24 protein-coding genes and 1 pseudogene are annotated in these 26683 nt (G+C 64.4%); 19 read left to right on the plus strand and 6 right to left on the minus strand.

What is annotated here, in order from left to right; genetic code table 11:
• Positions 1-227 precede the first annotated feature (227 nt).
• From ABLV49_RS00250 to ABLV49_RS00290, 9 genes are all read left to right on the plus strand, one after another.
• Positions 228-827 carry a hypothetical protein gene (locus ABLV49_RS00250; protein WP_349279570.1) on the plus strand — a complete coding sequence of 200 codons (600 nt, stop codon included), beginning with the start codon at positions 228-230 and terminating at the stop codon, positions 825-827.
• 131 nt (positions 828-958) lie between these two features.
• Positions 959-1435, plus strand: coding sequence for a 4Fe-4S dicluster domain-containing protein (locus ABLV49_RS00255; RefSeq protein WP_349279572.1), 477 nt, complete (start codon positions 959-961; stop codon positions 1433-1435).
• An 11-nt stretch (positions 1436-1446) separates the two neighbouring features.
• On the plus strand, positions 1447-3294 hold the full coding sequence (locus tag ABLV49_RS00260) for an aldehyde ferredoxin oxidoreductase family protein (protein ID WP_349279574.1): 1848 nt from the start codon (positions 1447-1449) through the stop codon (positions 3292-3294).
• A gap of 74 nt (positions 3295-3368) precedes the next feature.
• The gene (locus ABLV49_RS00265; protein WP_349279576.1) at positions 3369-4667 is read left to right on the plus strand and encodes an NAD(P)/FAD-dependent oxidoreductase; all 1299 of its coding nucleotides are present in this window, start codon (positions 3369-3371) and stop codon (positions 4665-4667) included.
• Entirely contained in the window at positions 4664-4918 is a 255-nt protein-coding gene (locus ABLV49_RS00270; protein ID WP_349279578.1) for a MoaD/ThiS family protein, read from the plus strand. The genes ABLV49_RS00265 and ABLV49_RS00270 overlap by 4 nt, the downstream gene beginning before the upstream one ends.
• On the plus strand, positions 4905-5222 hold the full coding sequence (locus tag ABLV49_RS00275; protein WP_349279580.1) for a hypothetical protein: 318 nt from the start codon (positions 4905-4907) through the stop codon (positions 5220-5222). The genes ABLV49_RS00270 and ABLV49_RS00275 overlap by 14 nt, the downstream gene beginning before the upstream one ends.
• 105 nt (positions 5223-5327) lie before the next feature.
• Entirely contained in the window at positions 5328-6623 is a 1296-nt protein-coding gene (locus ABLV49_RS00280) for an acetyl-CoA hydrolase/transferase family protein (protein WP_349279582.1), read from the plus strand.
• 85 nt (positions 6624-6708) lie between these two features.
• Positions 6709-7704: a hypothetical protein gene (locus ABLV49_RS00285; RefSeq protein ID WP_349279584.1), complete on the plus strand. Its 996-nt coding sequence runs from the start codon at positions 6709-6711 to the stop codon at positions 7702-7704.
• 47 nt (positions 7705-7751) lie between these two features.
• Positions 7752-8546, plus strand: a complete 795-nt coding sequence (locus ABLV49_RS00290; RefSeq protein ID WP_349279586.1) for a hypothetical protein — start codon at positions 7752-7754, stop codon at positions 8544-8546.
• 106 nt (positions 8547-8652) lie between these two features.
• Here the strand turns inward: ABLV49_RS00290 and ABLV49_RS00295 are convergent, their stop codons facing one another.
• The 3 genes from ABLV49_RS00295 to bktB all read right to left on the minus strand — a co-directional run bounded on the left by ABLV49_RS00295 (position 8653) and on the right by bktB (position 13710).
• Positions 8653-11343, minus strand: coding sequence for a bifunctional acetate--CoA ligase family protein/GNAT family N-acetyltransferase (locus ABLV49_RS00295; protein ID WP_349279587.1), 2691 nt, complete (start codon positions 11341-11343; stop codon positions 8653-8655).
• Positions 11344-11357: 14 nt separating this feature from the next.
• A complete protein-coding gene (locus ABLV49_RS00300) occupies positions 11358-12284 on the minus strand; it encodes a histone deacetylase family protein (RefSeq protein WP_349279589.1) in 927 nt (308 codons plus the stop codon).
• A 241-nt stretch (positions 12285-12525) separates the two neighbouring features.
• Positions 12526-13710, minus strand: a complete 1185-nt coding sequence (gene bktB, locus ABLV49_RS00305; protein WP_349279591.1) for a beta-ketothiolase BktB — start codon at positions 13708-13710, stop codon at positions 12526-12528.
• 238 nt (positions 13711-13948) lie between these two features.
• Here bktB and ABLV49_RS00310 point away from each other — a divergent pair, with 238 nt between their 5' ends.
• From ABLV49_RS00310 to ABLV49_RS00345, 8 genes and pseudogenes are all read left to right on the plus strand, one after another.
• The gene (locus tag ABLV49_RS00310) at positions 13949-14197 is read left to right on the plus strand and encodes a type II toxin-antitoxin system Phd/YefM family antitoxin (protein WP_041376424.1); all 249 of its coding nucleotides are present in this window, start codon (positions 13949-13951) and stop codon (positions 14195-14197) included.
• Between the two features lie 3 nt (positions 14198-14200).
• Entirely contained in the window at positions 14201-14620 is a 420-nt protein-coding gene (locus ABLV49_RS00315; protein WP_349279593.1) for a type II toxin-antitoxin system VapC family toxin, read from the plus strand.
• 1 nt (position 14621) lies between these two features.
• Positions 14622-16624 (plus strand): annotated as a pseudogene (gene mnmG, locus ABLV49_RS00320) (tRNA uridine-5-carboxymethylaminomethyl(34) synthesis enzyme MnmG).
• A complete protein-coding gene (rsmG, locus tag ABLV49_RS00325; protein ID WP_415838045.1) occupies positions 16621-17289 on the plus strand; it encodes a 16S rRNA (guanine(527)-N(7))-methyltransferase RsmG in 669 nt (222 codons plus the stop codon). Before mnmG ends, rsmG begins: the two are co-directional and overlap by 4 nt.
• Positions 17290-17318: 29 nt before the next feature.
• Positions 17319-17945 carry a LysE family transporter gene (locus ABLV49_RS00330; protein ID WP_349279597.1) on the plus strand — a complete coding sequence of 209 codons (627 nt, stop codon included), beginning with the start codon at positions 17319-17321 and terminating at the stop codon, positions 17943-17945.
• Positions 17946-17999: 54 nt separating this feature from the next.
• Entirely contained in the window at positions 18000-18764 is a 765-nt protein-coding gene (locus ABLV49_RS00335) for a ParA family protein (protein WP_349279599.1), read from the plus strand.
• Positions 18765-18882: 118 nt separating this feature from the next.
• Entirely contained in the window at positions 18883-19425 is a 543-nt protein-coding gene (locus ABLV49_RS00340; RefSeq protein WP_349279600.1) for an RBBP9/YdeN family alpha/beta hydrolase, read from the plus strand.
• A gap of 69 nt (positions 19426-19494) precedes the next feature.
• Positions 19495-20430, plus strand: coding sequence for a ParB/RepB/Spo0J family partition protein (locus ABLV49_RS00345; protein WP_349279601.1), 936 nt, complete (start codon positions 19495-19497; stop codon positions 20428-20430).
• Between the two features lie 42 nt (positions 20431-20472).
• Here the strand turns inward: ABLV49_RS00345 and ABLV49_RS00350 are convergent, their stop codons facing one another.
• Positions 20473-21894 (minus strand): FAD-binding oxidoreductase, encoded by a 1422-nt coding sequence (locus tag ABLV49_RS00350; RefSeq protein WP_349279603.1) that lies wholly within the window; start codon positions 21892-21894, stop codon positions 20473-20475.
• 182 nt (positions 21895-22076) lie between these two features.
• Here ABLV49_RS00350 and ABLV49_RS00355 point away from each other — a divergent pair, with 182 nt between their 5' ends.
• A complete protein-coding gene (locus tag ABLV49_RS00355) occupies positions 22077-22670 on the plus strand; it encodes a cob(I)yrinic acid a,c-diamide adenosyltransferase (protein ID WP_011799506.1) in 594 nt (197 codons plus the stop codon).
• Between the two features lie 18 nt (positions 22671-22688).
• On the opposite strand, the gene ABLV49_RS00360 is transcribed toward ABLV49_RS00355, so the two are convergent.
• On the minus strand, positions 22689-23633 hold the full coding sequence (locus ABLV49_RS00360; protein ID WP_349279606.1) for a CysB family HTH-type transcriptional regulator: 945 nt from the start codon (positions 23631-23633) through the stop codon (positions 22689-22691).
• An 866-nt stretch (positions 23634-24499) separates the two neighbouring features.
• Positions 24500-26050, minus strand: coding sequence for an acetyl-CoA hydrolase/transferase family protein (locus tag ABLV49_RS00365; RefSeq protein WP_349279608.1), 1551 nt, complete (start codon positions 26048-26050; stop codon positions 24500-24502).
• 339 nt (positions 26051-26389) lie between these two features.
• On the opposite strand from ABLV49_RS00365, the gene ABLV49_RS00370 reads away from it, so the two are divergent.
• A complete protein-coding gene (locus ABLV49_RS00370) occupies positions 26390-26683 on the plus strand; it encodes a hypothetical protein (protein WP_349279610.1) in 294 nt (97 codons plus the stop codon).

Genomic DNA, 26683 nt, shown 5'->3' on the forward strand with positions numbered 1-26683 from the left:
CAGTCCTTTGCGGATGGACCACTCTGACAAATCATCATGTAGGAGCGAACGCACGTCGCCTCGCGCCATGCACTGGCGGTGCGGCCTGGCCCGTCCCATTACTCTGAGACTAATCACTTAAGCAGGCGAAAGGGTTTATCCGGCAAACCCGTAGCGGTGACGGGCGTTCGATGCGGCAATTAAAAAAATCAGGAACGCTAACTTTTAACAAGTATCAAAAGGCTCCTATGAACACGCCAATCAACCAGAACGCCACCAATGCCACCCTTAGCCCAAGCTTGGCCGCCGAGTTGCCTGAATCAGGCCGCAGCCACAAGGTGTCGGCGATCTATGTCACCCTGGACGAGGCTGAGCATGTTCGCCAGCACCTGATCGACGGCGGAATTGCCGCCAGCGAAGTGGCGTTGCTGCAGGATCTTCCGCTGCCACCCGACGAGGAAAGCAATGACGAAGTGCTCAAGGACATACTGGTGGACGGTGCCATCGGCACGGCGGTGGGAACGGGCGTGGGTGCAATCGGCACCGTGATCCTGTGGGCCGCCAGCGTGACCCTGTTCGTAACCAGCCCTGTGTTGACAGCCTTGGCCATGCTGGGCTGGTTTGCCGGCGTGGGTGGCATTGTCGGTGGCGTGGTCGGTGCTGAAGGCAAGGACGACAAGAAGGGCAAGGAAGGCAAGTTTTCCGAGCTGGTGATGGACGCCATCAAGGCCGGCAATGTGGTGCTGCTGGTCCGCACCCATGGCGAAACCGACAGGGAGCTGGCCAAGGACATCATCGGCAAGTCGCTCACAGGCCACCACGCGGTGGCCACCGAGTCCAACTATTGATGACGGCGGCGTACTGCGCCGGGTATTCGGGTTTGCCCTAGGGCTTTTTAGCGGAGTGACTCCAACAATGGCTATGCAAATTAATTCATAGCAACGCTGGCTGCTTGCCGGTGTGACTCAAGGAGTTTTTCATGCAAAAGGTGTTGCACATCAACCCTGAAAAATGCACCGGCTGCCTGCAGTGCGAAATGGCCTGTTCCTTCGATAACTACGGCGTCTTCGCCCCCGCCAAGTCGCGCATCAAGGTCTTCGACTTCCACGACACCGGCAAGAAGGTGCCCTACACCTGCACCCAGTGCGACGAGGCCTGGTGCCTGCATGCCTGCCCGGTGGAAGCCATCACGCTGGACAAGCTGACCGGCGCCAAGGTGGTCAACGACTCCACCTGTGTCGGCTGCAAGGTCTGCACCATTGCCTGCCCGTTCGGCACCATCAACTATGTGCAAGAAACCGGCAAGGTGCAAAAGTGCGACCTGTGCGGCGGCGAGCCGGCCTGCGCCGAAGCCTGCCCGACCGGCGCCATCACCTTCATCGACGCCAACTGGACCGGCCTGGACAGGATGCAGCAATGGGCTGACAAGCTGGGCAACCAGCCTTCGGCCAGTTAAGGAGCAACAACATGTCCTGGGCTGGAAAAATCCTCCGCGTCAACCTGACCGCTGGCACCGTCGCCGCCGAGCCGCTCAACATGGATTGGGCGCACGGCTACCTGGGCTCGCGCGGGCTCGGCAGCAAATACCTGGTGTCCGAGGTCGATCCCAAAGTCGATCCGCTGTCGCCAGAGAACAAGATCATCTGGGCCACCGGGCCGCTCACGGGCACCATGGCCTCGACCGGCGGGCGCTACACCGTCATCACCAAGAGCCCGCTGACCGGCGCCATCGCCTGCTCCAATTCGGGCGGCTACTGGGGCGCCGAGTTGAAAATGGCCGGCTGGGACATGGTGATTTTCGAGGGCAAATCGCCCACGCCGGTGTACCTCTACATCAACGACGACACGGCCGAGCTGCGGGGCGCAGCCCACCTCTGGGGCAAGAGCGTCTGGGAGACCGAGCCGCTGATCAAGCAGAGCCTGCAGGACCCCTTGATACGCGTTTCCTGCATCGGCAAGGCGGGTGAAAACGGCGTGCTGTATGCCGCCGTGGTCAACGACCTGCACCGCGCCGCAGGCCGCTCGGGCGTGGGCGCCGTGATGGGCAGCAAGAACCTCAAGGCGATAGCGGTGCGCGGCACCAAGGGCGTTGGCAATCTGCGTGACCCCAGGGCCTTCATGAAGGTCACCTACGAGAAGAAAAAAATCCTGCGCGACAACGCCGTCACCGGCCAGGGCCTGCCGACCTTCGGCACGCAGGTGCTGATGAACGTGATCAATGAAGTCGGCGCGCTGCCCACCCGCAACCACCAGGATGTGCAGTTCGAGGGCGCCAAGGACATTTCGGCCGAAGCCATGGCCACGCCGCGCGCCACCGACGGCAAGGCGCAGCTGATCACCAACCAGGCCTGCTTCGGCTGCACGATTGCCTGCGGCCGCATCAGCAAGATGGACGCCGGCCATTTCACCGTGTCGAACAAGCCGCAGTACTGGGGAGCGTCGGGCGGACTCGAATACGAAGCCGCCTGGGCGCTGGGCGCGGCCAACGGCGTGAAGGACCTGGAAGCGCTGCAGTACGCCACCATGCTGTGCAACGAGGAAGGCATCGACCCGATCAGCTTTGGCGCCACCTTGGGCGCGGTGATGGAGCTGTACGAAATGGGCGTGCTGAGCAAGGAGCAGCTCGGCATCGAGGCGCCGTTCGGTTCGGCGGCGGCATTGGCCTTTCTGGCCGAGGAAACGGTGTACAGCCGGGGCTTCGGCAAGGAAATTGGCCAGGGCTCCAAGCGCCTGACGGCCAAGTACGGCCATCCCGACCTGTCGATGTCGTCCAAGGGCCAGGAGTTCCCGGCCTATGACGGCCGCGCCATCCAGGGCATCGGCCTGGCCTATGCCACGTCCAACCGGGGCGGCTGCCATTTGCGCGGCTACACCGTCGCCTCCGAAGTGCTGGGCATCCCGGTCAAGACCGATCCGCTGGAGCATGAAGGCAAGCCCGAACTGGTCAAGGCCTTCCAGGACGCGACGGCCGTCTTCGACTCCGCCGGGATCTGCGTGTTCACCTCCTTCGCCTGGGGCCTGGCCGATGTGGCGCCCCAGCTGCAGGCCGCCTGCGGCGAGCAGTACACCACCGAGGAACTGGAGAAAATCGGCGAGCGCATCTGGAACATGGAGCGCGAGTTCAACAACGCCGCCGGCTTCACCAAGGCCGACGATTCATTGCCCAAGCGCCTGCTCACGGAAGCGGCCAAGACCGGCCCGGCCAAGGGCAAGGTCAACATGCTGGCCGAGATGCTGCCCAAGTACTACGCCGCGCGCGGCTGGGACAGCGAAGGCGTGCCGACGGCCGAGACCCGCGAGCGCCTCGGCCTGTAAAAAAATTCTCTCGGAGGGGGCGGGAAGGGGCGTGCGCAAGTCCGCCCCTTTTTTAATTTTTGGAGACAAGATTCATGACCCACCACGTCATCCTGGGCGCCGGCCCGGCCGGTTTGATTGCCGCCGAAACCATCCGCAAGCAGGCGCCGAACGACCGCATCACGCTGGTCGGCGATGAAGCCGAGCCGCCATACTCGCGCATGGCCATTCCCTACCTGCTGATGGGCAACATCGACGAGCCCGGCACCTACCTGCGAAAAAGCCCGTCGCATTTTGCCGATTTGAAGATAAATCAGCTGTTTGCGCACGCTGCATCAGTGGATGTAGCTACAAAAAGCATAGCGCTCAGTACTGGCGAATCGCTGGCTTACGACCGGCTCCTGATCGCCACCGGCTCGCGTCCGGCCAGCCCGCCGGTTCCGGGCATCGACAGCGCCGGCGTTCACACCTGCTGGACGCTGGAGGATGCGAGAAAGATCATGGCGCTGGCCCAGCCCAGCGCGCGCGTGCTGCAGATGGGCGCCGGCTTCATCGGCTGCATCATCATGGAGGCGCTCATGCAGCGCGGCGTGCGGCTCAGCGTGGTCGAGATGGGCGACCGCATGGTGCCGCGCATGATGGGGCCGATGGCCGGCGGCATGATCCGCGACTGGTGCGAGGCCCAGGGCGTGCAGGTATTCACCGGCACCCGGGTCGAGGCGATTCACCCGGGCGCGCCGCTGTCGGTGCGGCTGTCCAACGGGCAGACGGTGGCGGCCGACCTGGTCATCAGCGCCACCGGCGTCAAGCCCAACATCGGCTTCCTTGAAAACTCCGGCATCACCTGCCTGCAGGGCGTGCTGACCGACGAGCATTTGCAGACCAGCGTGCCCGGCATTTATGCCGCCGGCGACTGCGCCGAAGCCTTCGACAAGGTCAGCGGCACGACCATCGTCAGCGCCATCCAGCCCAACGCGGCCGAGCAGGCGCGGGTGGCGGCGCTCAACATGGTCGGCCAGCGGGTGGAGCTGCGGGGCGTGACGCAGATCAACGTGCTCGACACGCTGGGGCTGATTTCCAGCAGCTTTGGCAACTGGCAGGGCGTGCCCGGCAGCGAGCAGGGGGAACACGTTGAGTTGACCGACCGCCAGGCCGATGGCGGCAAGGGCCGGCACCTGAGCCTGCAGTTCAAGGACGACGTGCTGGTGGGCTGCAACAGCGTCGGCTGGACCGAGCATGTCGGCGTGATGCGCGGGCTGGTCGAGGGCGCGGTCCGCTTCGGCCCCTGGAAGGAGATCCTCAAAAGCGACCCGACCCAGCTCATGCAGGCCTACCTCGCCAGCGCCCAGGGGCAGGGCGAGTGGCACGGCGCCGGCGACGGGCACCGCCGATGAAAATCACCTTCAAGCTGTTCGCCACGCTGACCGACTATTTGCCGGTGCCCGCGAGGCGCGGCAACCTCATCGAACTCGACGTGGCGCCGGATGCTTCCATCAGCCAGATCATCGAGCCCTTCGGCCTGCCGCCCAAACTCGTCCATCTGGTGCTGGTCAATGGCCGCTACATCGAGCCCGAAAAGCGCCTGACCACCACCCTGGCCGAGGGCGACGTGCTGGCCATCTGGCCGCCGATTGCCGGCGGCTGAACCGGTGCAGGCGCATTACGCCGAGACTTTCGAGCGCGACATGGGCTGCACCGAAGCCGAATGGCTGGGCTGGCTGCCCGCCGCGCTGGGCGACCACGCCTGGCAGCAGAGCGGGCCATCCGTGCAGGCCCGCATCGGCCCGGGCAGCCTGCGGATCGACTGGCGGCCGGCCGCGCCCCGCGTGCTGGGCAGCGCCCGGATTCCGCGCCTGCTGGTGCGCTTTGCCTTTGCCGGACTCGATGACGGCCAGCGCCACGCCTTCATGAAACGCTTCGATGTGTACATGCAGCGCGGCGGCGGCTGATGCCAGACGGGGCTCTGGCGTGTCCGCGTGTCTTCGTCAGGTATTCAGGGCCGGTGTTATTCCATAATCAATAATTATTCAGATCAAAGCCAACAGAAAGCAGCCATGTCCGTACAGACCCTTTATCAGCAAAAACGCATGTCGGCCGCCGACGCCATCGGGGTCGTCATGAACGGCGACACGGTGGTGGTGCCCACCGCCGTGGGCGAGCCGCCGGCCCTGCTGACGGCGCTCTCGGACGCTCGCCGCGAGTTCCGCAACGTGAGCGTTTCGCAAATCCTGCCGGTGCGCAAGTACGGCTACTTTGACCCCGACACGACCGGGCATGTCCGCCATGTCGCCTACTTTTTCAGCGGCATCTCGCGCGCTGGCGGGCAGGAGGGCTGGACGGATTTCATTTCGGCCAATTTCTCCGAACTGCCCGACCTGCTCAGTCGCCGCCTGATTCCGGCCGATGTGGTGTTTTCCATGGCGTCGCCAATGGACGAGCACGGCTTTTTCTCGCTGTCGCTGGCGCCCGACTACACCATGGCCGCGATTGCGCAGGCCAGGGCCGTGGTGCTGGAAGTCAACCCGAACGTGCCGTTTGCCAATGGCAACTGCCACATCCACGTCTCGCAGGTCACCGCGCTGACTGAAAGCGACGACGCGCTGCTCGAAGTCGGGCTGCCCAAGATCGGCCCGGTGCAGGAAGCCATCGGCAAGTACGTCGCCGACATGATCCCGGACGGCGCGACGCTGCAGATCGGCTACGGCGGCATTCCCGATGCGGTGGTCATGCAGCTGACCCACAAGCACGACCTGGGCGTGCACACCGAAATGATCGGCGACGGCATCATGACGCTGGTCGAGGCCGGCGCCGTCACCAACCGCAAGAAGAACTATTTGCCCGGCAAGATGCTGGCGACCTTCGCCCTGGGTTCGAACAAGCTGTATCAGTTCCTGCACCGCAACCCGGCGGTCGAGATGCATCCGGTCGGTTTCACCAACGACCCCTACCTGGCCGGCCAGAACGACAACCTGCACGCCATCAATGCCACGATGCAGATCGACTTCATGGGCCAGTGCGGCTCGGAAAGCCTGGGGTTCACGCCGTATTCGGGTACCGGCGGGCAAACCGATTTCGTTCGCGCGGCGAATCGCTCGAACGGCGGCAAGGCCTTCATCGTGCTGCCCTCGACCGCCAAGCACGACACGATTTCGCGCATCGTGCCGGTGCTGTCGCCCGGCACGCATGTCAGTACCAGCAAGAACGACATCAACTACGTGGTGACCGAATTCGGCGTGGCCCAGCTGCGCGGCAAGACCGCCCAGCAGCGCTGCGAGGCGCTGATCGCCATCGCGCACCCGGACTTTCGCGGGGAATTGCGCGAGGCAGCCAAAAGGATGAAGCTGCTTTGAGACAGGGAGTCAGCGGCCGAAAGGCAATTGCCGTGTAAGCTGGGTTGGTTAAAGTGTTTCTTTTGTAATAAACGGAAACTTCCCCATGCGCTATGTCCTGACCCTTGTTGCTGCCTCTGCCATGCTTGTTGCCTGCGGTGGTGGCAGCGACTCGGCCCCTGCGGCCACGCCCACTCCGGCTGCAACGCAAGCCACACTGACTTCGGCCAATTACGTGGCGGTCGCCCAGGAATCGCTGTCGTCTTCTGCTTACCTCGCCGATGCAACCGGCCTTGTCACAGGCGCTCAAGTCAGCGATTCCGAGGCCCTGGTCCGCTTTGGCCAGGACCAGCTTCCCAAGCTGCCGCGCTGGCTGGCCGATGCGCCCGTGCAAGCGGTTGGCGCCGTGCAGAGCCAGACTGAAAAGTGTGCAGGCGGCGGCACGCTGACCATTTCAGCGAACGACGCCAACGGCAATCGCCTGGTTGATGCCGGCGATTCGGTCTCCCTGACGGCAGCCAACTGCTCGTTTGAAGGCCAGTTGTTGAACGGTCAATTGACCCTGACCATCAACAGCCTGACCGGCAATCCTGACCATTACCCCTACAGTTTGTCAGTCACTCTGGGCTTCAACAATCTGACGACTCAATCCTCGTCATTGCGCACCGTTGGCAACGGCAGCCTTGCCTTGTCCATCGATGCACGCGCCGCCAACAACCAGTCGCTGGGGCTGCGCACTTCCAGCCTGGGCCTTTCATCGACTTACGGCACCACCACCTATAGCAAAACGCTGACCAGCTATGCGACTTCCGTGGAGTTGCGCCCCGCAGGCACCGGTTTCACCTCCACCACCTCGGTGGACGGAACGCTGAGCAGCTCGGCCTTCGAGTCCAAATCCATCAGCATCGCCACGCTGGCACCTTTCGTCAGGGCCAGCACGCAGGCTTACCCCGGCAGCGGCCAGCTCGTCATTACCGGCGCGGCAGGCGGCAAGGTCCGCATCACCGCCACCAGCGCCACCACGGTGCTGATCGAACTGGATGCGGATGCCAATGGCAGCTACGAAGCGTCCACGAGCAAGCTCTGGAGCGACATGCTTTGAGGGCCGATCCTGCGTGTGCGGGCCTTGGGCGCAGGCTGCATGGGGTGGTGGCTGTCGCGCTGCTGGCCGGCCTGTCGGGCAATGCCATCGCCGCCATGCCGTGCGGCGCGCCGGCCCTGGGTGCCTTGGCCGGTGTTGAGCGCAGCCAATGGGAAGAGTTCGATGCGCAGGGCAAGTCCCTGGTGCGCGAGCGTGGAACGCTCCAGGTCGCGGGTTTGCAGGCTTTGGGGCGCTGCGGCGCGGTGGACTGGTCGGCGCAATGGACGCGCAGCCAGGGCCAGCGCGACTACGACGGCATCACGAGCACCCAGGCGCCCTTGCAAACGCAAAGCCAGCTGCGGGCGCAGGCCTTGAGCATCGCTGCCTGGCTGCCGGTGAGCGGGGGCTGGGCCGTGGGCTCGCAACTCGGCTACCGCCAGATCCGGCGCGACATTGCCAGCGCGGGCAATGCGCTGGGTTATCCGGAGCGCTTTGACTACCTGCAGGCCGCATTGGGCGTGCGCTACCAGGCTGCGCTGGGCGAGCAGGTGCGCCTGAGTGCTTCGGGCTGGCTGGGCGGCGGGCCGGGCGGCCATGTCAAGGTCGATTTGCCGCGTGCCGACCCGGTGACGCTGCCGCTCGGAAGCAGCCGCCTGCTGGCCTTGAGCCTGGAGCTGGACGGCAGCGCATCAGCCCAGCCGGGCTGGTCGTGGCGGGCTGGCGTGCTGTATCGGCGCGAGCAGACGGGCGCCGGTGATGCCCAGGCCCTCACCCGCAATGGCGTGACCGTGGGCGCGGCCTTGCAGCCCCGCTTCGTGCAGCGGCACCTGGGCGCGACGGCCGTGCTGGCTTACCGCTTCTGACTGCCTGCGCGCCTTTTTATGATGAAAAAGGCCATTTGCGCAATAGACATAAGGATATATAGCTATATTATTCATAGCGATTGTCCTTGCCTGGCGCGCCGCCAGATCACAGCGTATGCGTGACCAGCTTGAAATCCGGGTCTTCGGCAAACGGCTTGATGGTGTAGCCCAGGCCCTTCATGAGCTTGAGCATGCCGGGGTTTTGCGCCAGCACCAGGCCCTCGATTTCGGACAGCCCCTTTTCGCGCGCCACGTCCATGATGCTGAGCATCAGGCGCGAACCCAGGCCCTTGCCGCTGAAGTCGTCGGCCACCACCAGCGCAAACTCGCAGCTCGACTGGTCGGGGTTGGTGACGTAGCGTGAAACGCCCACGATGCGCTCGGTTTCCAGAGCCTCGCCGTTGGCGCCGGGACGGCGTTCCTTGAACACGGCGACCAGCGCCATCTCGCGGTCGTAGTCGATCAGCGTGAAGCGCGCCAGCATGCTGGGCGGCAGTTCGACGATGGACGAGATGAAGCGGAAATAGCGGCTTTCCTGCGACAGGTGCGACATCATTTCCTGCAGCATCTGCGCGTCGTCCGGGTGGATGGGGCGCACGATGTATTCGCCGCCGCCGCGCAGCGGCCAGACCTGCTCGTAGCGCGCCGGATACGGCAGGATGGACAGGTGGCTGTAGGTGTTGGCCCGGCCGCTGATGGCCTGCGGTGCGTTGTCGATCACGATGCGCGCATCGACGGCCACCGCGCCGGATTCATCGACGATGATCGGGTTGATGTCCATCTCGCGCAGCTGGGGCAGCTCGCAGACCATTTCCGAGACGCGCAGCAGGATCTGCTCCAGCGCATTCATGTCGGCCGGACTGGCGCCGCGCCACTGGCCCAGGGTTTCGGCCACGCGCGAGCGTGAAATCAGGTGGCGCGCCAAAAACTGGTTCAGCGGCGGCAGCTCCATCGCCCGGTCGTCGATCAGCTCGATCATGGTGCCGCCCGCGCCGAAGGCGATCACCGGCCCGAACGGGTCGTCGGTGACCAGGCCGACGCAGACCTCGCGGCCGCGCCGGGCGCGCGCCATGGTCTGCACCGTGACGCCGTTGATGCGCGCATTGGGCTTGAGGCGCGAGACGGTCTGCATCATCTCGGTGAAGGTGTCGCGCACGCCGGTGGCGTTCAGGATGTTCAGCGCCACGCCTTCGACGTCCGATTTGTGGCTGATGTCGGGCGAGTCGATTTTCAGCGCCACCGGAAAGCCCAGTTGCGTGGCGATCATCATCGCCTCGTTGGCGCTGCGCGCCAGGATGGTCTGCGTGACCGGGATGTGAAACGCCGACAGCAGCGTTTTCGACTCCATCTCGGTCAGCACCTTGCGGCGCTCGGCCAGCACATGCTCGATGATCAGCCGCGCGCCTTCGATGTCGGGCTTGGCCAGCGTGGACAGCGGCGGCGGGGTTTGCTGGAGCAGCTGCTGGTTCTGGTAGAACGAGGCGATGTTGCCAAAGGCGCCGACGGCCGCCTCGGGCGTGCGAAAGGTCGGAATCGACGCTTCGTTCAAAATCTCGCGCCCCATCACGACCGAGGCATCGCCCATCCAGCACGACAGCAGCGGCTTGCCCATGCTGCGCTTGACATCGGCCAGCGCGCGCGCCACCTGGGAAGCATCGACGCCTTCCTTGGGCGAGAAAATCGCCAGCACGCCGTCGATCCGCCGGTCATTGCCCGCCGCCTCGATGGCGGCCCTGTAGTGTTCAGGCGTGGCTTCTTCCGACAGGTCGATCAGGTCGGACAGCGACGCCAGTTCGGGCAGCAGCGGCTTGAGGGCGCTGGACGATTCGGGCGACAGCTTGCCCAGTTGCAGGTGGATTTCGTTGACCCAGTCGGCCGCTAGCACGCCCGGCCCGCCGCCGTTGGTGACGATGGCCAGCCGGTTGCCGACCGGGCGGTAGCGCGAGGCCAGGCATTTGGCGGCCGAAAAGAGCTCGACAAACGAGCGCACGCGCACCGCGCCGGCGCGGCGCAGGGCAGCATCGAACACATCGTCGCTGCCGACGATGGCGCCGCTGTGGGTTTGCGCCGCCTCGTTGCCGGCAGGCCTGCGGCCGGCCTTGAGCACGACCACCGGCTTGGCGTTGGCCGCCGAGCGCAGCGCGCTCATGAAGCGGCGGGCGCTGGAGATGCCTTCGAGGTAGATGACGATGCTTTGCGTCTGGCGGTCGTTGGCCAGGAAATCGAGCACCTGCGCAATATCGACCGAGGTGTTCGGCCCCAGCGAGACCACCGATGAAAAGCCGACGCCGTTCTTGCTGGCCCAGTCGAGGATGGACGCGGTCAGCGCGCCGGACTGCGACACCAGCGCCAGCGAGCCCGGCTTGGCCATCGGCCCGGCGGCGCTCGCATTGAGCTGCAGGTGCGGGCGCTGCAGGCCCAGGCCATTCGGGCCGAGCAGGAAGATGCTTTCGCGGCGCGCAATCCGCTTGAGTTCGGCGGCACCGTCGGCGTTGATGCCGCTGGTGATTACCAGCGCCGAGCGGCAGGTCATGCGCCCGGCAATCTCCAGCGCGGCGGCCACTTCCTGCGGCGGCAGGGCGATGATGGCCAGGTCGGCCCCGGTCTGCGCCAGGTCGGCCAGCGTGCCGGTGGTGTGGATGTCCAGGAACTGCAGCGTGCCGGTGTAGCGCTGGGCGCGCAGCGCCTGGTGCAGCACCCGGGCGCGCGATGTCAGGCTGTCCGGGTCGTCGGCCTGGCCGGCGAAGACGACGATGGACTGGGGGGCGAAAAGCGGGGTGAGGTAGTGTTTGTCCATAAGGGGAGAGGTTTTCAGTCGGCGCCAATCAGCACCTTGACATGCGCGGCAACGCTGCGCGCGAGCGGGCTCAGGACGTAACCGCCTTCCAGGCACGAGATGACGCGGCCCCGGCAATGGCGCTCGGCCACCGCCATGATTTTTTTGGTGACCCATTCGTAGTCGGCCTCGACCAGGGCCAGGTTGCCCATGTCGTCCTCGCGGTGGCCGTCAAAGCCGGCCGACACATAGATCAGCTCGGGCTTGAAAGCGTCCAGCGCGGGCAGCCAGTGGCTGGTGACGGCTTCGCGGAACTTGTCGCTGCCCGAGCGCGAAGGCAGGCCGACGTTGACCATGTTCGGACCCGTGGCGTTTTCGCCGCTGAACGGGTAGATGCCCTGCTCGAAGATCGAGCACATCAGCACCCGCTCGTCGCCGCGAAAGATGTCCTCGCTGCCGTTGCCGTGATGCACGTCGAAATCAATCAGCGCGACGCGCTGCAGGCCGTGCCGGGTCAGCGCATGGCGGATGCCGACGGCGACGTTGTTGAAAAAGCAAAAGCCCATGGCGGCGTCGCGCTGCGCGTGGTGGCCGGGCGGGCGCACGCAGCAAAAAGCGCTCGGTGCATCGCCCGTCAGCACCAGGTCGGTGGCCAGCACCACGGAACCGGCCGCGCGCAATGCGGCCCGCACGGTGAACGGGTTCATGTCGGTGTCGGGATCGACCTTGTGGTAACCCTCCGCCGGGGAGGCCGCCATGAGTTCGCTGACATACAGCGAGGAATGCGCATGGGCTAACTGCTCGGGCGTGGCCAGCGGCGCATCGTAGGGGTGCATGTAGTCGAGCAGGCCCTTGACCAGCAGCATGTCGTTGATGGCGCCCAGGCGCTCGGGGCATTCGGGATGGTGGGCACCCATTTCGTGGAGGGCGCAATCGGGATGGGTGATGTAGGCGGGCAGCAAAATTTGTCTCCTTGGGGGCTCTGGCGACTGCGGCCAGATGCATTTTTTCAGTCTAGCCCGACCCTGTTGCTGCGTCTTGATGTAAAGCAATTGTTACAACCAAACCCTGAAGGGCGGGTGTGCCGATGCGGTGCCGAAGAGCTATAGGGCAAGGAATTACCTGTAAAAAAGCGCCTCAAGCCCATGTTGAACGGGCGAGAGGCGCTATGAATAGCGTAGCGTTACAGCCTGAGTCGCTAAATTACATGCGCTCGAAAATCGCCGCGATGCCCTGGCCGCCGCCGATGCACATCGTCACCAGCGCGTAACGGCCCTGGATGCGCTGCAACTCGTGCAGCGCCTTGACGGTGATCAAGGCGCCGGTCGCGCCAATCGGGTGGCCCAGCGAGATGCCCGAGCCGTTCGGGTTGACCTTGGCCGGGTCCAGCCCCAGGTCGCGCGTGACGGCGCAGGCCTGCGCGGCAAATGCTTCGTTGGCCTCGATCACATCCAGATCGTTCACCGTGAGGCCGGCTTTCTTCAGCGCCATCTGCGTGGCGGGCACCGGGCCGATGCCCATGTACTTTGGATCGACGCCGGCATGCGCGTAGGCGACCAGGCGGGCCAGGGGCTTGAGGCCTCGCGCCTCGGCAACGCCCGCTTCCATCAGCACCACGGCCGCAGCGGCGTCGTTGATGCCCGAGGCATTGCCGGCCGTCACCGTGCCGTTTTCCTTCACGAACACCGGCTTGAGCTTGGCCATGTCGGCCAGCGTGCAGTTCGGGCGGAAATGCTCGTCCGTGTCGTAGGCGACCTCGCCCTTGCGGCTTTTCAGCATGACCGGAACGATCTGCTCCTTGAAGTAGCCGCTTTCTATGGCTTTCTGGGCGCGGTTGTGGCTTTGCACGGCCAGCGCGTCCTGCTCCTCGCGGCTGATGCCCCACTTGGCGGCGATATTCTCGGCCGTCACGCCCATGTGGATGGTGTGAAACGGGTCATGCAGCGCGCCGACGACCATGTCAACCAGCTTGCTGTCGCCCAGGCGCGCGCCAAAGCGCGTGGCCAGGCTGGCGTAGGGGCCGCGGCTCATGTTCTCGGCGCCGCCGCCAATCGCGATGTCCGCGTCGCCCAGCAGAATCGACTGGCTGGCCGAGATGATGGCCTGCAGGCCCGAGCCGCACAGGCGGTTGACGTTGAACGCCGGCGTGCCTTCGGCGCAGCCGCCGTTGACGGCCGCCACGCGCGACAGGTACATGTCCTTGGCTTCGGTGTTGACCACATGGCCGAACACGACGTGGCCGACATCCTTGCCTTCGACGCCGGCGCGCGCGAGCGATTCACGAACGACCAGCGCGGCCAGTTCGGTGGGTGGCGTGTCCTTCAGGCTGCCACCAAAGGTTCCAATGGCGGTGCGCACACCGCTGACAACTACAACTTCACGGGTCATGACTATCTCCTGGGTTTTAAAAAGCCGTCTGAAGTGTGAACCGTCTTGACTACGCCCGGCTGACACGGGAGCGGCAAATAGCAGTATGGCACGCTGCCGGCGCCTGGCTGGCATGCACTTGATTTTCATTAACAAGCCTGAGTTTCATCACCGCCAGCAGGGGTGAGCGCCGGCCAAGGCGCTGCCAAACATCGAAACCCATAAAATGTACAAAACCATCATTTTGTACAAATAACCCATGCACACCGTCTCCTTAAGTGAATTCCGCGCCAACGCGTCGGCCATGCTCGACCGGGTCGAACAGGGCGAAACCGTGCGCATTTTGCGGCATGGCAAGCCGGTCGCCGAACTGGTGCCGGTCCAGCCGGCAGCGCCCGAAAAGCTTCCCAGCTGGAAGCGCCCCATCCATCCGCTCGAATACCAGCGTGCCGATGGCAAGTCCCTGGCGCAACTGATCATGGACGAGCGTGAAAGCGCACGGTACTGAAGCATGAAGCTGCTGTTCGATTCTTCGGCCATCGCCAAGCGCTACAAGCGCGAGAGTGGCCACGACGCGGTGGAGCGCCTGCTGATGGGCGCGGACACGGTGGTGCTGGCGGCGCATTGCAAGGTTGAAATTGCTTCGAGCCTGAGCCGCGAGGTGCATGACCATTCGATCGACATGGACCAGTATGCGTATGCAATGGGCGAGGTGGCGCAGGATTTTGTTGACTTCGAGGTGCGCCCCATCAGCCCCGAGATCGAAGCGCTGGCGCTGGCCGTGATGGCGCAAAACCGCTTGCGCGCCATGGATGCGCTGCACATCGGCACCGCCCAGGTGGCACGGGTTGACTTGTTTGTGACGGCTGACCGCAAGCAGGCTTTGGCGGCGCAAGCCGCCGGCCTGAAAACTGAACTGATAGAGGCTTGAGATGTTTTATCCCCAGGAATTTGACGTGATCGTGGTCGGTGGCGGCCATGCCGGCACCGAGGCCGCGCTGGCCGCCGCCCGCATGGGCTGCAAGACGCTGCTGCTAACGCACAACATCGAGACGCTCGGCCAGATGAGCTGCAACCCGTCGATTGGCGGCATCGGCAAGGGCCATCTGGTCAAGGAAGTCGATGCCATGGGCGGCGCGATGGCGCTGGCCACCGACGAGGGCGGCATCCAGTTCCGCATCCTGAACGGCTCCAAAGGCCCTGCCGTGCGCGCCACGCGGGCGCAGGCCGACCGGATTTTGTACAAGGCGGCGATTCGCCGGATGCTGGAAAACCAGCCGAACCTGTGGCTGTTCCAGCAGGCGGTCGATGACCTGATGGTCGAGGGCGACCGGGTGGTCGGTGCGGTGACGCAGGTCGGAATCCGGTTTCGCGCCCGCACGGTGGTGCTGACGGCCGGAACCTTCCTGGACGGAAAGATCCATGTCGGACTGAACAACTATGCGGCGGGCCGCGCCGGCGACCCGCCGGCCGTGTCTTTAAGCGCCCGCCTGAAGGAACTCAAGCTGCCGCAAGGCCGGCTGAAAACCGGCACGCCGCCGCGCATCGACGGGCGCTCGATTGACTTCAGCAAGTGCGGCGTTCAGCCCGGCGACGGCATGCCCGGCGGCACGCCCGGCCCGGTGCCGGTGTTCAGCTTCATGGGCGGTAATATCCCGCATCCGAAGCAGATGCCGTGCTGGATCACGCACACCAACGAGCGCACGCACGACATCATCCGCTCGGGCTTTGACCGCAGCCCGATGTTCACCGGCAAGATCGACGGCGTGGGGCCGCGCTACTGCCCGAGCGTCGAGGACAAGATCAACCGCTTTGCCGGCAAGGACAGCCACCAGATTTTCCTGGAGCCTGAAGGCTTGACGACGCACGAGATTTATCCCAACGGCATCTCGACCAGCCTGCCGTTCGACATCCAGTACGCGCTGGTGCGCTCGATGGCGGGCATGGAAAACGCGCACATCTGCGGCCCGGCTACGCGATTGAATACGACTACTTCGACCCGCGCGCGCTGAAGACCAGTTTTGAAACCCGGGCGATTGGCGGGCTGTTCTTTGCCGGGCAGATCAACGGCACGACCGGCTACGAGGAAGCCGCCGCGCAAGGCATGTTCGCGGGCATCAACGCCGCCCTGCAATGCCAGGGCAAGGAAGCCTGGCTGCCGAAGCGCGACGAGGCTTACCTGGGCGTGCTGGTCGATGACCTGATCACCAAGGGCGTGACCGAGCCCTACCGCATGTTCACCAGCCGGGCCGAGTTCCGCCTGATGCTGCGGGAAGACAATGCCGACATGCGCCTGACCGAAAAAGGGCGTGAACTGGGCCTGGTCGATGACGCCCGCTGGGACGCCTTCAACCGCAAGCGCGATATTGTTTCACGTGAAACACAGCGCCTGCGCGCGCTCTGGATCAACCCGAACAACCTGCCGGCCAGCGAAGCCGAGCGCGTGCTGGGCAAGGCGATTGAGCGCGAATACAACCTGGCCGACTTGCTGCGCCGGCCCGATGTGAACTACGCCGGACTGATGTCGCTGGATGGTGGCCGATACGCCAACCCGGAAATCCCGACCGGAAACGAAGATGTTTCACGTGAAACATCGGCTGAAAATACGCTGCCCGCAGACTTGGTGAAAAGCGTGATCGAGCAGATCGAGATCACGGCAAAATATGCCGGCTATATCGACCTGCAAAAAGTCGAGGTCGAACGCGCGTCGCATTACGAGAATCTCAAGCTGCCGGCTGACCTGGATTACCTGCAGGTGTCGGCGCTGAGCTTTGAAGCGCGCCAGATGCTGTCCAGGCACCGGCCCGAAACGCTGGGGCTGGCATCGCGCATCCAGGGCATCACGCCGGCCACCATCTCGCTGCTGCTGGTGCACCTGAAAAAGAACCTGTGGAAAAACACGACTCCCTTGAAATCCGCCGAGGCAGAAGTTTGATGGCGACCACTGAACAGAACTTGCGTTCCACCCTGACGGCCGGGCTTGACGCGCTGCAGCTGCAATTGAACGAGCAGCAGATCGACCAGTTGCTGGCGTACCAGGCCATGATTGCCAAATGGACGCAGGTCTATAACCTGACGTCGGTGCGCGATCCGGCGGAGATGATGACGCATCACTTGCTCGACAGTCTGGCGGCCGTTCCGGCGCTGCAGCGTTATTTGCACGGCGCCGGGCTGGAGCAGGGCGGTCGCCTGCTCGATGTCGGCTCGGGCGCTGGCCTGCCGGGCGTGGTGATCGCCATCTGCTGCCCGCAGGTTGCCGTGACCTGCGTTGATACGGTGGCCAAGAAAGCGGCCTTCATCAAGCAGGCGGCGCTGGCATTGAGGCTGCCCAACCTGACGGGACTTCATGCGCGGGTCGAAAGCATCACTGAATCCTTCGATGTGATTTGTTCCCGGGCCTTTGCTTCGCTGGTTGATTTCACCAAGTGGTCCGCCGGTGCGCTGGCGCCGCAGGGTGTCTGGATGGCGATGAAGGGCAAGCATCCGGCCGATGAGTTGCTGGCTTTGCATGAAAATATTGCAATGTTTCACGTGGAACAATTGAAGGTTCCCGGCCTGGATGCCGAGCGCTGCATCCTCTGGCTGCGACCCGTGTCGTAAACTCAAGCTCTCTTTTACTGGAGCATTCCATGCCGGGCTCGTTCGTTGGTGTTGCCGACTATGGCGCTTTTGTTGTGGCTATTCTGGTCTTTCTGGCCATTCCCGGCCCCGGCAACCTGGCGCTGATCACCTCGACCGGCAAGGGCGGCATCGCCGGCGGCATGGGTGCCACCTTGGGCGTCATCGCTGGCGACCAGGTGCTGCTGTGGGCCGCCGTGGCGGGCGTTTCGGCCGTCATGGCGGCGTATCCGGCAGCCTTTCATGCGGTCCAGTGGCTGGGTGCCATCTATCTGGCCTGGCTGGGTTTGCGCATGCTGCTGGCCAAGCCCGGCGCCGCACCCATTTTGCAGATCAAGCCGCGCCACTATTTTCGGCAGGCATTGCTGATCACCTTGCTCAATCCCAAGGCCATCGTGTTTTACCTGGCCTTTTTTCCGCTGTTCGTGGACCCGGCGCAGCATCAGGGCCTTAAAACATTTGGCGTGATGGCCGCGACCATCGCCGTGCTGACTTTTTTGTATGGCCTGATGGCGGTGCTGCTGACCTGGAAGCTGGCCGCTCGCCTGCGGGCCAATCCGAAAATATCGGCCACGCTCGAAAAAGCGGCCGGCATGTTCCTGATCGCCTTTGGCATCAAGCTGGCGCTTTCCCGGTAAATCAAACACGGCAATCCTGAATTCCCTCAACGGAACGACAACCAACAATACGCTATGGCCAAAATATTCTGCATTGCCAACCAAAAGGGCGGCGTGGGCAAGACCACCACCACCGTCAACCTGGCCGCCGGCCTGGTCCAGATCGGCCAGCGCGTGCTGATGGTGGACCTGGACCCGCAGGGCAATGCCACCATGGGCTCGGGCGTGGACAAGCGCAAGCTTGAAATGACGGTCTATGACGTGCTGCTCGAAGCCGCATCCATCGTCGATGCCCGGGTGCATAGCGAGAAAAGCGGCTACGACGTGCTGGGCGCCAACCGCGAACTCTCAGGTGCCGAGATTGAACTGGTGCCGCTGGAGCGCCGCGAAAAGCGCCTCAAGCAGGCGCTGGCCAAGGTGGACAAGGACTACGACTTCATCCTGATCGACTGCCCGCCGTCGCTGTCCATGCTGACCCTGAACGGGCTGTGCGCGGCCCATGGCGTGATCGTTCCGATGCAGTGCGAGTACTTCGCGCTCGAAGGCGTGACCGACCTGGTCAACACCATCAAGCAGGTGCATGCCAACTTGAACAAGGACCTGCAGATCATCGGCCTGCTGCGCGTCATGTTCGATCCGCGCATCACGCTGCAGCAGCAGGTCAGCGAGCAGCTCAAGGGGCATTTCGGCGACAAGGTGTTCAACACCGTCATTCCGCGCAATGTGCGCCTGGCCGAAGCGCCGAGCTACGGCCTGCCCGGCGTGATCTTCGACCCGTCGTCCAAGGGCGCGCAGGCCTTCGTGGCGTTTGCCCAGGAGATGGTCGGGCGCCTGCTGTAGGCGCGCCAGCCCTCACTTATGCATCAAAACGATGGTTTGCGCATGCTCCACCTGCGCAAACAGCTATCAAAAACATAGCGCACCAATGGTGTGAAGCTCCAAAGCCTGGAAACCCCGCATGAACCCCCGCAATGTATTGATTCTTCCCGGCTGGCAAGGCAGCGGCCCGGACCACTGGCAAAGCCGCTGGGAGCGCGCCCATGGCTACAGCCGCGTCGAGCAGCACGACTGGATGCGGCCGCTACGGGGCGACTGGATTGCACGGCTCGAAGACGTGCTGCTGGCGTGCGACGAGCCCGCCGTGCTGGTCGCGCACAGCCTGGGCTGCCAGCATGTGGCTGCCTGGGCCGCGCACAGCCGCAACACCCACTTGGTGAAGGCGGCGCTGCTCGTGGCCCCGCCCGATGTCGAGCGCGAGGAGCTGCGCGCCCAGCTGCCCAGCTGGTCGCCCGTTGCCCTGGGCCGCTTGCCGTTTGCAACGCGCCTGTTCGCCAGCAGCAACGATCCTTTTTGCAGCCCTGAGCGCGCCCGGCAGTTTGCCGCGACCTGGGGCGCGGACCTCATTGACGCCGGCCCGTGCGGCCACCTGAATGCCGAAAGCGGCCTAGGCGACTGGCCGGACGCGCATGAACAGCTGCAGCAGCTGATGCGTGATGCGTGATACTTCCGCCTGAGCCACACCAGACAGCGCCTGGCGCGCCTCCCGATTAAAGAAAGACAAGACACCTCCATGGTCACCAAAAAACAAAAAGGCCTGGGCCGCGGGCTCGAAGCGCTGCTCGGCCCCAAGGTCGATGAATCGCCCGAAGCCGCCAATGCCCTGATCGCCGCCAGCAGCCCGGGCCTGCCCGCTTCGCTGCTGCTCGACGACCTGGTGCCCGGCCAGTACCAGCCGCGCACGCGCATGGACGAGGGCGCGCTTTACGAGCTGGCCGAATCGATCAAGGTGCAGGGCATCATGCAGCCGATCCTGGTGCGGCGCCTCAAGAGCGGCGCCAACAGCGGCAAGTACGAAATCATCGCCGGCGAACGGCGTTTCCGGGCCGCCCGGCTGGCTGGCCTGGACAGCCTGCCGGTGCTGATCCGCGACGTTCCCGACGAGTCGGCCGCCGCCATGTCCCTGATTGAAAACATCCAGCGCGAAGACCTCAATCCGCTCGAAGAAGCGCAGGGCCTGCAGCGCCTGGTGAAGGAATTCGGCCTGACCCACGAGCTGGCGGCACAGGCCGTGGGCCGCTCGCGCAGCGCCGCGTCCAACCTGCTGCGCCTGCTGAACCTGGCCGACCCGGTGCAGACCATGCTGATGGCCGGCGACCTGGACATGGGCCATGCGCGCGCGCTGCTGGCGCTGGACCGGGCGACGCAGATCAGCGCAGCCAACCAGATCACGGCCAAAAAGCTGTCGGTGCGAGAGACCGAAAGCCTGGTCAAGAAGCTGGGCACCGAGTTCTTGCTGACACCCAGCAAGGCCCCGCCTGAAAAGTCGCGCGACACCCGCCGGGTGGAAGAAGAACTGGCCGACCTGCTGATGGCCGAGGTGCAAGTGCGCATCAAAAAGCAGGTCAAGCGCAACGGCAAGCGCGAAGATGTGGGTGAACTGGCGATTCAGTTTGCCTCGCTCGATGAAGTCAACGGACTGATCGAGCGACTGCGCCGGACGGCCTGACGGACCTTCAAGCAGCGCTCAACAGACTGGTGGCGCGCAAGCTCAGAGGGTAAAAATCTTCCCCGGATTCATGATGTTCTTCGGGTCCAGCGCGCGTTTGATGGCGCGCATCATGTCCACCGCGCCGTTGCCCGTCTCGCTCAGCAGGAAGTCCATCTTGCCCAGGCCGACGCCGTGCTCGCCGGTGCAGGTGCCTTCCAGGCTCAGGGCTCTGGCCACGAGCTTGTGGTTCAGGTCTTCGGCGGCGTCGCGCTCTTCGGGTTTGTCGGGGTCGATCAGGTAGCCGAAGTGGAAATTGCCGTCGCCCACATGGCCGACCAGGAAATAGGGAATGCCGCTGGCCTCGGCCTCGGCCACCGATTCGAGCAGGCAGTCGGCCAGGCGCGAAATCGGCACGCAGGTGTCGGTCGAGATCGCCCGGCAGCCGGGTTTGCTCTGGATGGCGGCAAAGTAGGCGTTGTGCCGGGCGGTCCACAGCCGCGTGCGCTCCTCGGGCGTGCTGGCCCATTCAAAGGCATTGCCGCCGTGGCCGCTGGCCAGTTCCTGCACCAGCTCGGCCTGCTCCTTCACGCCGTTTGGCGTGCCGTGGAATTCCATCAGCAGCATCGGCTCCTCGCGCAGGCCGAGTTTGCTGTGGGCGTTGACCATGCGCACGGTGTTGGCGTCAATCAGCTCGACGCGCGCAATCGGCACGCCCAACTGGATGATCTCGATGGTCGTTCGCACCGCCGCCTCGATGCTCGGGAACGAGCAGATCGCCGCCGAAATCGCCTCGGGCAGCGGGTAGAGCTTGACCGTGACCTCGGTGATCACGCCCAGCGTGCCTTCGCTGCCGACCATCAGGCGCGTCAAATCGTAGCCGGCGGCTGACTTCTTGGCGCGCGTGCCGGTGCGGATGACGCTGCCGCTGGCGGTGACGACTTCCAGCGCCAGCACGTTCTCGCGCATGGTGCCGTAGCGCACGGCGTTGGTGCCGCTGGCGCGGGTGGCGCTCATGCCGCCCAGCGTGGCGTCGGCGCCGGGGTCGATGGGGAAAAACAGGCCGGTGCTCTTGATGTCTTCATTCAGCTGCTTGCGCGTCACGCCGGCCTGCACCGTCACCGTCAGGTCTTCCGGATTGATGGCCAGCACCCGGTTCATGCGGCTCACGTCGATGCTGATGCCGCCCTGCACGGCCAGCAGGTGGCCTTCGAGCGAGGTGCCGACGCCGAACGGAATCACCGGCACGCTGTACTGGCCGGCCAGCTTCACCGCGTCGGCCACGTCCTGCGTGCTTTCGGCGAACACCACGGCGGCCGGCGGCGGCGCGGCGAAGGAAGATTCGTCGCGGCCGTGCTGCTCGCGCACCACCAGGGCGGTCGAGCAGCGCTCGGCAAAGCGGGTTTTCAGCGCGTCTATCAGTGCCTGCGGCGTCTCGCGCTGGAGGATTTCGGGGAGCAGGTGCTTTGGCAGCGGTGCGTTCATGGGGTGTCTCCTGAGGGGGAAAGCCGGAGTTTACGGCCTGGTCGCCCTGTGGCGTCAAGCCTGATGGCCTGCTGGCGGCATGACCATGCACCGGGTTTTCTCAGGCTTGGGGAAAAGCTTGCTAACCTCACTGCCTGCTTCAACAACCTTCCAACTTGCCGCGCCCAGGCGCTTTTACTCACATGGCCAACAGACTTTCACAAATCGCAACGCGTACCGGCGACAACGGCACCACCGGGCTGGGCGACAACACCCGCGTTTCCAAGGACAGCCTGCGGGTTCACGCCATGGGCGATGTCGATGAGCTGAACTCGAACATCGGCGTGCTGCTGTGCGAAGACATGCCGGGTGGCGTGCGTGAGGTGCTGGTCGAGGTGCAGCACCAGCTGTTCAACCTGGGCGGCGAGTTGTCGATCCCGGGCTTCGAGCTGCTCAAGCCCGAAGCCGTCGCGCTGCTCGACGAGGCGCTGGAAACCTACAACGCCCAGCTGCCGCGCCTGGCCGAGTTCATCCTGCCGGCCGGCTCGCGCGCGGCGTCGCTGGCGCATGTCTGTCGCACCGTGGCGCGCCGCGCCGAGCGCGCCGTGGTGGCGCTGGACAAGGTGGAAACGCTCAAGGAGGCGCCGCGCCTGTACCTGAACCGCCTGAGCGACCTGCTGTTCGTGCTGTCGCGCGTGCTCAACCGCATGAACGGCGGCGACGATGTGTACTGGAAGAGCGAGCGCATGGTGCGCATGGCGCGGGAAGATCAGAAAGACCAGGACAGCCAGCCCTGAGGCCGCGCCGGCCGGTGGCTAGATGTCGTAATGGTCGCCGCTTGGCGCGCCGCTCAGGGTCTGCTCGACGATGGCCCGGTTCAGCGTCGGCGCGAACGACTCGATGAAGGCATACACGTAGCTGCGCAGATAGCTGCCGCGCCGCACCGCCAGCTTGGTCAGGTTGATGCCGAACAGCGCGCCAGCATCCAGCGCCCGCAGCGCCGTGTCGCGTTCGGCTTCGTAGGCAATCGACGCCACGATGCCCACGCCCATGCCGAGTTCGACATAGGTCTTGATGACATCGGCATCCATCGCCGTCAGCACGATGTTGGGCGCCAGCTGGCGCTGGGTGAAGGCGTTGTCGATGTGGGTGCGGCCGGTAAAGCCGTTGTCGTAGGTGATCAGGGCAAACTGCGCCAGCCGCTCCAGCGTGAGCGGGCCGCTCAGCAAGGCGTGGCCGGGCGGCACGATCACCGAATGCGTCCAGCGGTAGCAGGGCAGGGCGACCAGTTCTGGGTAGCCATTGAGCGCTTCGGTGGCAATGCCGACATCGACCTCGCCCGACAGCAGCATCTCGGCGACCTGCTTGGGCGAGCCCTGGTGCAGGTGCAGCTTCACATCGGGAAACTGCGCGCGAAACTCCTGCACCGCCGGCGGCAGCGCATAGCGCGCCTGCGAATGGGTGGCGGCAATCGACAGCAGGCCGTTTTGCTGGGCCATGTATTCCTGGCCGGCTTTTTTCAGGTTGCTGCATTCGAGCAGCAGCCGCTCGATGATGGGCAGCACATGCGCGCCGGGATCGGTCAGCCCGGTCAGGCGCTTGCCGGCGCGAACGAACAGCTCGATGCCGATTTCTTCCTCCAGTTCGCGGATCTGCCGGCTCACGCCGGGCTGCGAGGTGTGCAGTGTGTGGGCCACGTCGGTCAGGTTGAAGCCGCAGCGCACGGTTTCGCGCACGGAGCGCAGTTGCTGAAAGTTCATGGGGCGGCCGGGTGTGCGGGGTCAAAAAGTGGATTGTGGCGGCATTACCTTATTTCTCGAAGGACTGATTAGTTTGTTCTACATGCGAAAAATGTTTAAGGCGTTGATGCGGGGATGCGCCACGGCTGCCTGGGTGGATTGAAGTTGCTATGAAAATAGTAGCTTATACTGCATGTGGGACGTGCGAAAAAGGCTTAAATGGTTGTATTTTTTAGGGCTTGGGTGGTTTGATGTGGCTTTGGGCTGTTGCTTGGCCTGCTGCTGGGTTGGCTTTGCGTGGTTGGGCTGGCCGGGGGTTGCCCGGCGGCAAGTAACTTTCTTTTGCTTCGCCAAAAGAAAGTCACCAAAGAAAAGGCGACCCGCAGTCCGAGTCCCTGCGCTTCGCTTCGGGCAACCTGCGCTACGCCGCAAAAGCGGGGGTCCGCGCAAACTCGCTACGCTCAAACAGCGCGCGGCCCTGATCCCGCTTTTGCGGCGTAGCACTGGCTCGGCCAGGACGGGTTGGGGTCGGAAGCGGATTCGGATTCGGATTCGGGGAGCAGAACGCGCTTGCGCGTTCTGCGTATTCGGCTGTTGGCTGCTGGTATTGGTTTTTTCCCCGAGCCCCCCTTCTGTCAGCGCTGAGGAACGGAGCTTCAGGCGGATCAGGGCCGCGCGCTGTTTGAGCGCAGCGAGTTTGCGCGGACCCCGCCTGAAGCGAGTACCGCAGGGTGCCCGAAGCGAAGCGTAGGGTCGCGGACAGCAGGGTCGCCTTTCTTTGCTTACTTTCTTTGGCGAAGCAAAGAAAGTGAGTCGCCCGCCGGGGCGAAAACCCGGCCAGCCCAAGCCAGAAGAATCAACCCGCAACTCGAAACTCGCCCCAAGCCTCAGACCAGGTGCAGCGCTTCCGGCACAGCCGCCACCGGCCGCATGTCGCCAGTCTTGAGGTAGCGCGAATGCCAGGACAGGGCTTCATCCAGCAGGTGCGGCGTGTGCTTTCCGGCAGCCGTCTTCAGCGAGCGTTCAAAGTAATCGAGCAGCGCCGGGCGGAAATCGGGATGGGCGCATTTCTCGATGATCAGCCGTGCGCGCTGCGTCGGCGACAGGCCGCGCAAATCGGCCAGGCCCTGCTCGGTGACGATGATTTCCACGTCGTGCTCGGTGTGGTCCACATGCGAGGCCATCGGCACGATGCAGGAAATGGCGCCGTCCTTGGCCACCGATGGCGTCATGAAGAACGACAGATACGCATTGCGCGCGAAGTCGCCCGAGCCGCCGATGCCGTTCATGATGCTCGACCCCATGATGTGCGTGGAGTTGACGTTGCCGTAGAGGTCGGCCTCGATCATCGCGTTCATGGCGATCACGCCCAGGCGGCGCACCACCTCGGGGTGGTTGCTGATTTCCTGCGGGCGCAGCACGATGCGCTCGCGGTAAAAATCGATGTTCTGGTTGAAATCGGCCAGCGCCCCGGGGCTGAACGACAGCGCCGTGGCCGACGCCATCGCCAGCGTGCCCGAGCGCAGCATGTCGAGCATGCCGTCCTGCAGCACCTCGGTGTAGGCCGTCAAGTCCTTGAACGGGCCGTCGTTCAGGCCGGCCAGCACGGCGTTGGCGATGTTGCCCACGCCCGACTGCAGCGGCAGCAACTCGGCCGGCAGGCGGCCCAGCTTCACTTCCTGCTGCAGGAACTCAATGATGTGGCTGGCGATGCGCTGCGAATTCTCGTCCGGCGCGGCAAAGGCCGAATTGCGGTCGGGCTGGCTGGTCGGCACCACGGCGATCACCTTGTCCAGGTCGCACGTCAGGTAGGGCTCGCCGATGCGGTCGCCGGGGCCGGTCAGCGGAATCGGCTGGCGATACGGCGGCAGGCGCGTGCCGTAATAAATGTCGTGCATGCCTTCGAGGCCGGGGTTTTGCAGCGTGTTGACTTCCAGGATGATCTGGTCGGCCTGGTCCAGCCAGGTCTTGTTGTTGCCGACCGACGACGACGGAATCAGCCGCCCGTCGGGCAGGATGCCCGCCACCTCGACGACGGCGACACTGAGCTTGCCCAGGAAGCCGAACCAGACAAACTGCGCCACATTGGACAGGTGCATGTCGGTGTACTGCATTTCGCCGGCATTGATCTGCCGGCGGCAGGTCGGGTCCGACTGGTAGGGCAGGCGCATCTCGATGCCGTGCACCTTGGCCAGCGCGCCGTCGAGTTCGGGCGCGGTCGAGGCGCCGGTCCACAGGCCGATGCGAAATTCCTCGCCCGCCGCGTGCAGGCTCTCGATGCGCCGCGCCAGCGCCTGCGGCACCGCCTTGGGGTAGCCGGCGCCGGTAAAGCCGCTCATGCCGACATTGGCGCCGGCGGGAATCAGCGCGGCGGCCTCGTCGGCCGACATGATTTTGGTTCTCAGGGCAGGGTTCTGCACGCGATCAGCGAAAGACATCAGGGGCACTCCGGGGTAGTGGCGACAGCGCGTCAGCGCAGGGGGAATGCCCGAATCTTATCAGTCCGGCGTTTTGAGGTAAGGGTAAACCCTGATCTCGCATCCGTGGATGCCGTGCCGCGCCCTTGCAAAACCCTGCCGGATGCGTTCCGGTAGCAACGCTGTCAACTCACTTTTTAATAGCTGATTAGGCATACACATCAAGCGCAAAAGGCCAATTTGATCATTATTTTGGTCACTGGAAGGCCGGCGCCTACAGCCGATTGGCGGTTTGTCGCGTGCGTGTTGCGTATCCGGGCGGTTTAAGCTGGCGGCTATGCCCGTGACTGCACCCATTCCATGACGCGCGCCCGCAAATGGCTGCTGGGTGCGGGCGTTGGCGCAGGCGTGCTGGCCCTGCTGGCGGCGCTGCTGCTCAGCCTGGTTCCTTCGGATGAGGAACTGGCCGGTCGCGCTTCCGCCGAACTGGAGGCGGCGCTGGGCGTTCCGGTCCATGTCGGCGCGCTGCACTGGCGCCTGAGGCCCACGCCCACGGTGGTCATCGAGGAGGTCGCACCGGCCAGTCCCAGGCGATTGAAATCAAAAGGCTCACCGCCCACCTCAACACCTCCGCGCTCTGGCAGCGCCGCCTGA

It is taken from the genome of Polaromonas hydrogenivorans, assembly GCF_040105105.1.
In the GTDB taxonomy this organism is placed as follows: domain Bacteria; phylum Pseudomonadota; class Gammaproteobacteria; order Burkholderiales; family Burkholderiaceae_C; genus Polaromonas; species Polaromonas hydrogenivorans.

Bases quoted from the DNA above. Each gene is read 5' to 3' on its own strand.
- ABLV49_RS00250 (WP_349279570.1), top strand. From the start codon at position 228: ATGAACACGCCAATCAACCAGAACGCCACCAATGCCACCCTTAGCCCA.
- ABLV49_RS00255 (WP_349279572.1), top strand. From the start codon at position 959: ATGCAAAAGGTGTTGCACATCAACCCTGAAAAATGCACCGGCTGCCTG.
- ABLV49_RS00260 (WP_349279574.1), top strand. From the start codon at position 1,447: ATGTCCTGGGCTGGAAAAATCCTCCGCGTCAACCTGACCGCTGGCACC.
- ABLV49_RS00265 (WP_349279576.1), top strand. From the start codon at position 3,369: ATGACCCACCACGTCATCCTGGGCGCCGGCCCGGCCGGTTTGATTGCC.
- ABLV49_RS00270 (WP_349279578.1), top strand. From the start codon at position 4,664: ATGAAAATCACCTTCAAGCTGTTCGCCACGCTGACCGACTATTTGCCG.
- ABLV49_RS00280 (WP_349279582.1), top strand. From the start codon at position 5,328: ATGTCCGTACAGACCCTTTATCAGCAAAAACGCATGTCGGCCGCCGAC.
- ABLV49_RS00285 (WP_349279584.1), top strand. From the start codon at position 6,709: ATGCGCTATGTCCTGACCCTTGTTGCTGCCTCTGCCATGCTTGTTGCC.
- ABLV49_RS00295 (WP_349279587.1), bottom strand. From the start codon at position 11,343: ATGGACAAACACTACCTCACCCCGCTTTTCGCCCCCCAGTCCATCGTC.
- bktB (WP_349279591.1), bottom strand. From the start codon at position 13,710: ATGACCCGTGAAGTTGTAGTTGTCAGCGGTGTGCGCACCGCCATTGGA.
- ABLV49_RS00310 (WP_041376424.1), top strand. From the start codon at position 13,949: ATGCACACCGTCTCCTTAAGTGAATTCCGCGCCAACGCGTCGGCCATG.
- ABLV49_RS00315 (WP_349279593.1), top strand. From the start codon at position 14,201: ATGAAGCTGCTGTTCGATTCTTCGGCCATCGCCAAGCGCTACAAGCGC.
- ABLV49_RS00330 (WP_349279597.1), top strand. From the start codon at position 17,319: ATGCCGGGCTCGTTCGTTGGTGTTGCCGACTATGGCGCTTTTGTTGTG.
- ABLV49_RS00335 (WP_349279599.1), top strand. From the start codon at position 18,000: ATGGCCAAAATATTCTGCATTGCCAACCAAAAGGGCGGCGTGGGCAAG.
- ABLV49_RS00340 (WP_349279600.1), top strand. From the start codon at position 18,883: ATGAACCCCCGCAATGTATTGATTCTTCCCGGCTGGCAAGGCAGCGGC.
- ABLV49_RS00345 (WP_349279601.1), top strand. From the start codon at position 19,495: ATGGTCACCAAAAAACAAAAAGGCCTGGGCCGCGGGCTCGAAGCGCTG.
- ABLV49_RS00350 (WP_349279603.1), bottom strand. From the start codon at position 21,894: ATGAACGCACCGCTGCCAAAGCACCTGCTCCCCGAAATCCTCCAGCGC.
- ABLV49_RS00355 (WP_011799506.1), top strand. From the start codon at position 22,077: ATGGCCAACAGACTTTCACAAATCGCAACGCGTACCGGCGACAACGGC.
- ABLV49_RS00360 (WP_349279606.1), bottom strand. From the start codon at position 23,633: ATGAACTTTCAGCAACTGCGCTCCGTGCGCGAAACCGTGCGCTGCGGC.
- ABLV49_RS00365 (WP_349279608.1), bottom strand. From the start codon at position 26,050: ATGTCTTTCGCTGATCGCGTGCAGAACCCTGCCCTGAGAACCAAAATC.
- ABLV49_RS00370 (WP_349279610.1), top strand. From the start codon at position 26,390: ATGACGCGCGCCCGCAAATGGCTGCTGGGTGCGGGCGTTGGCGCAGGC.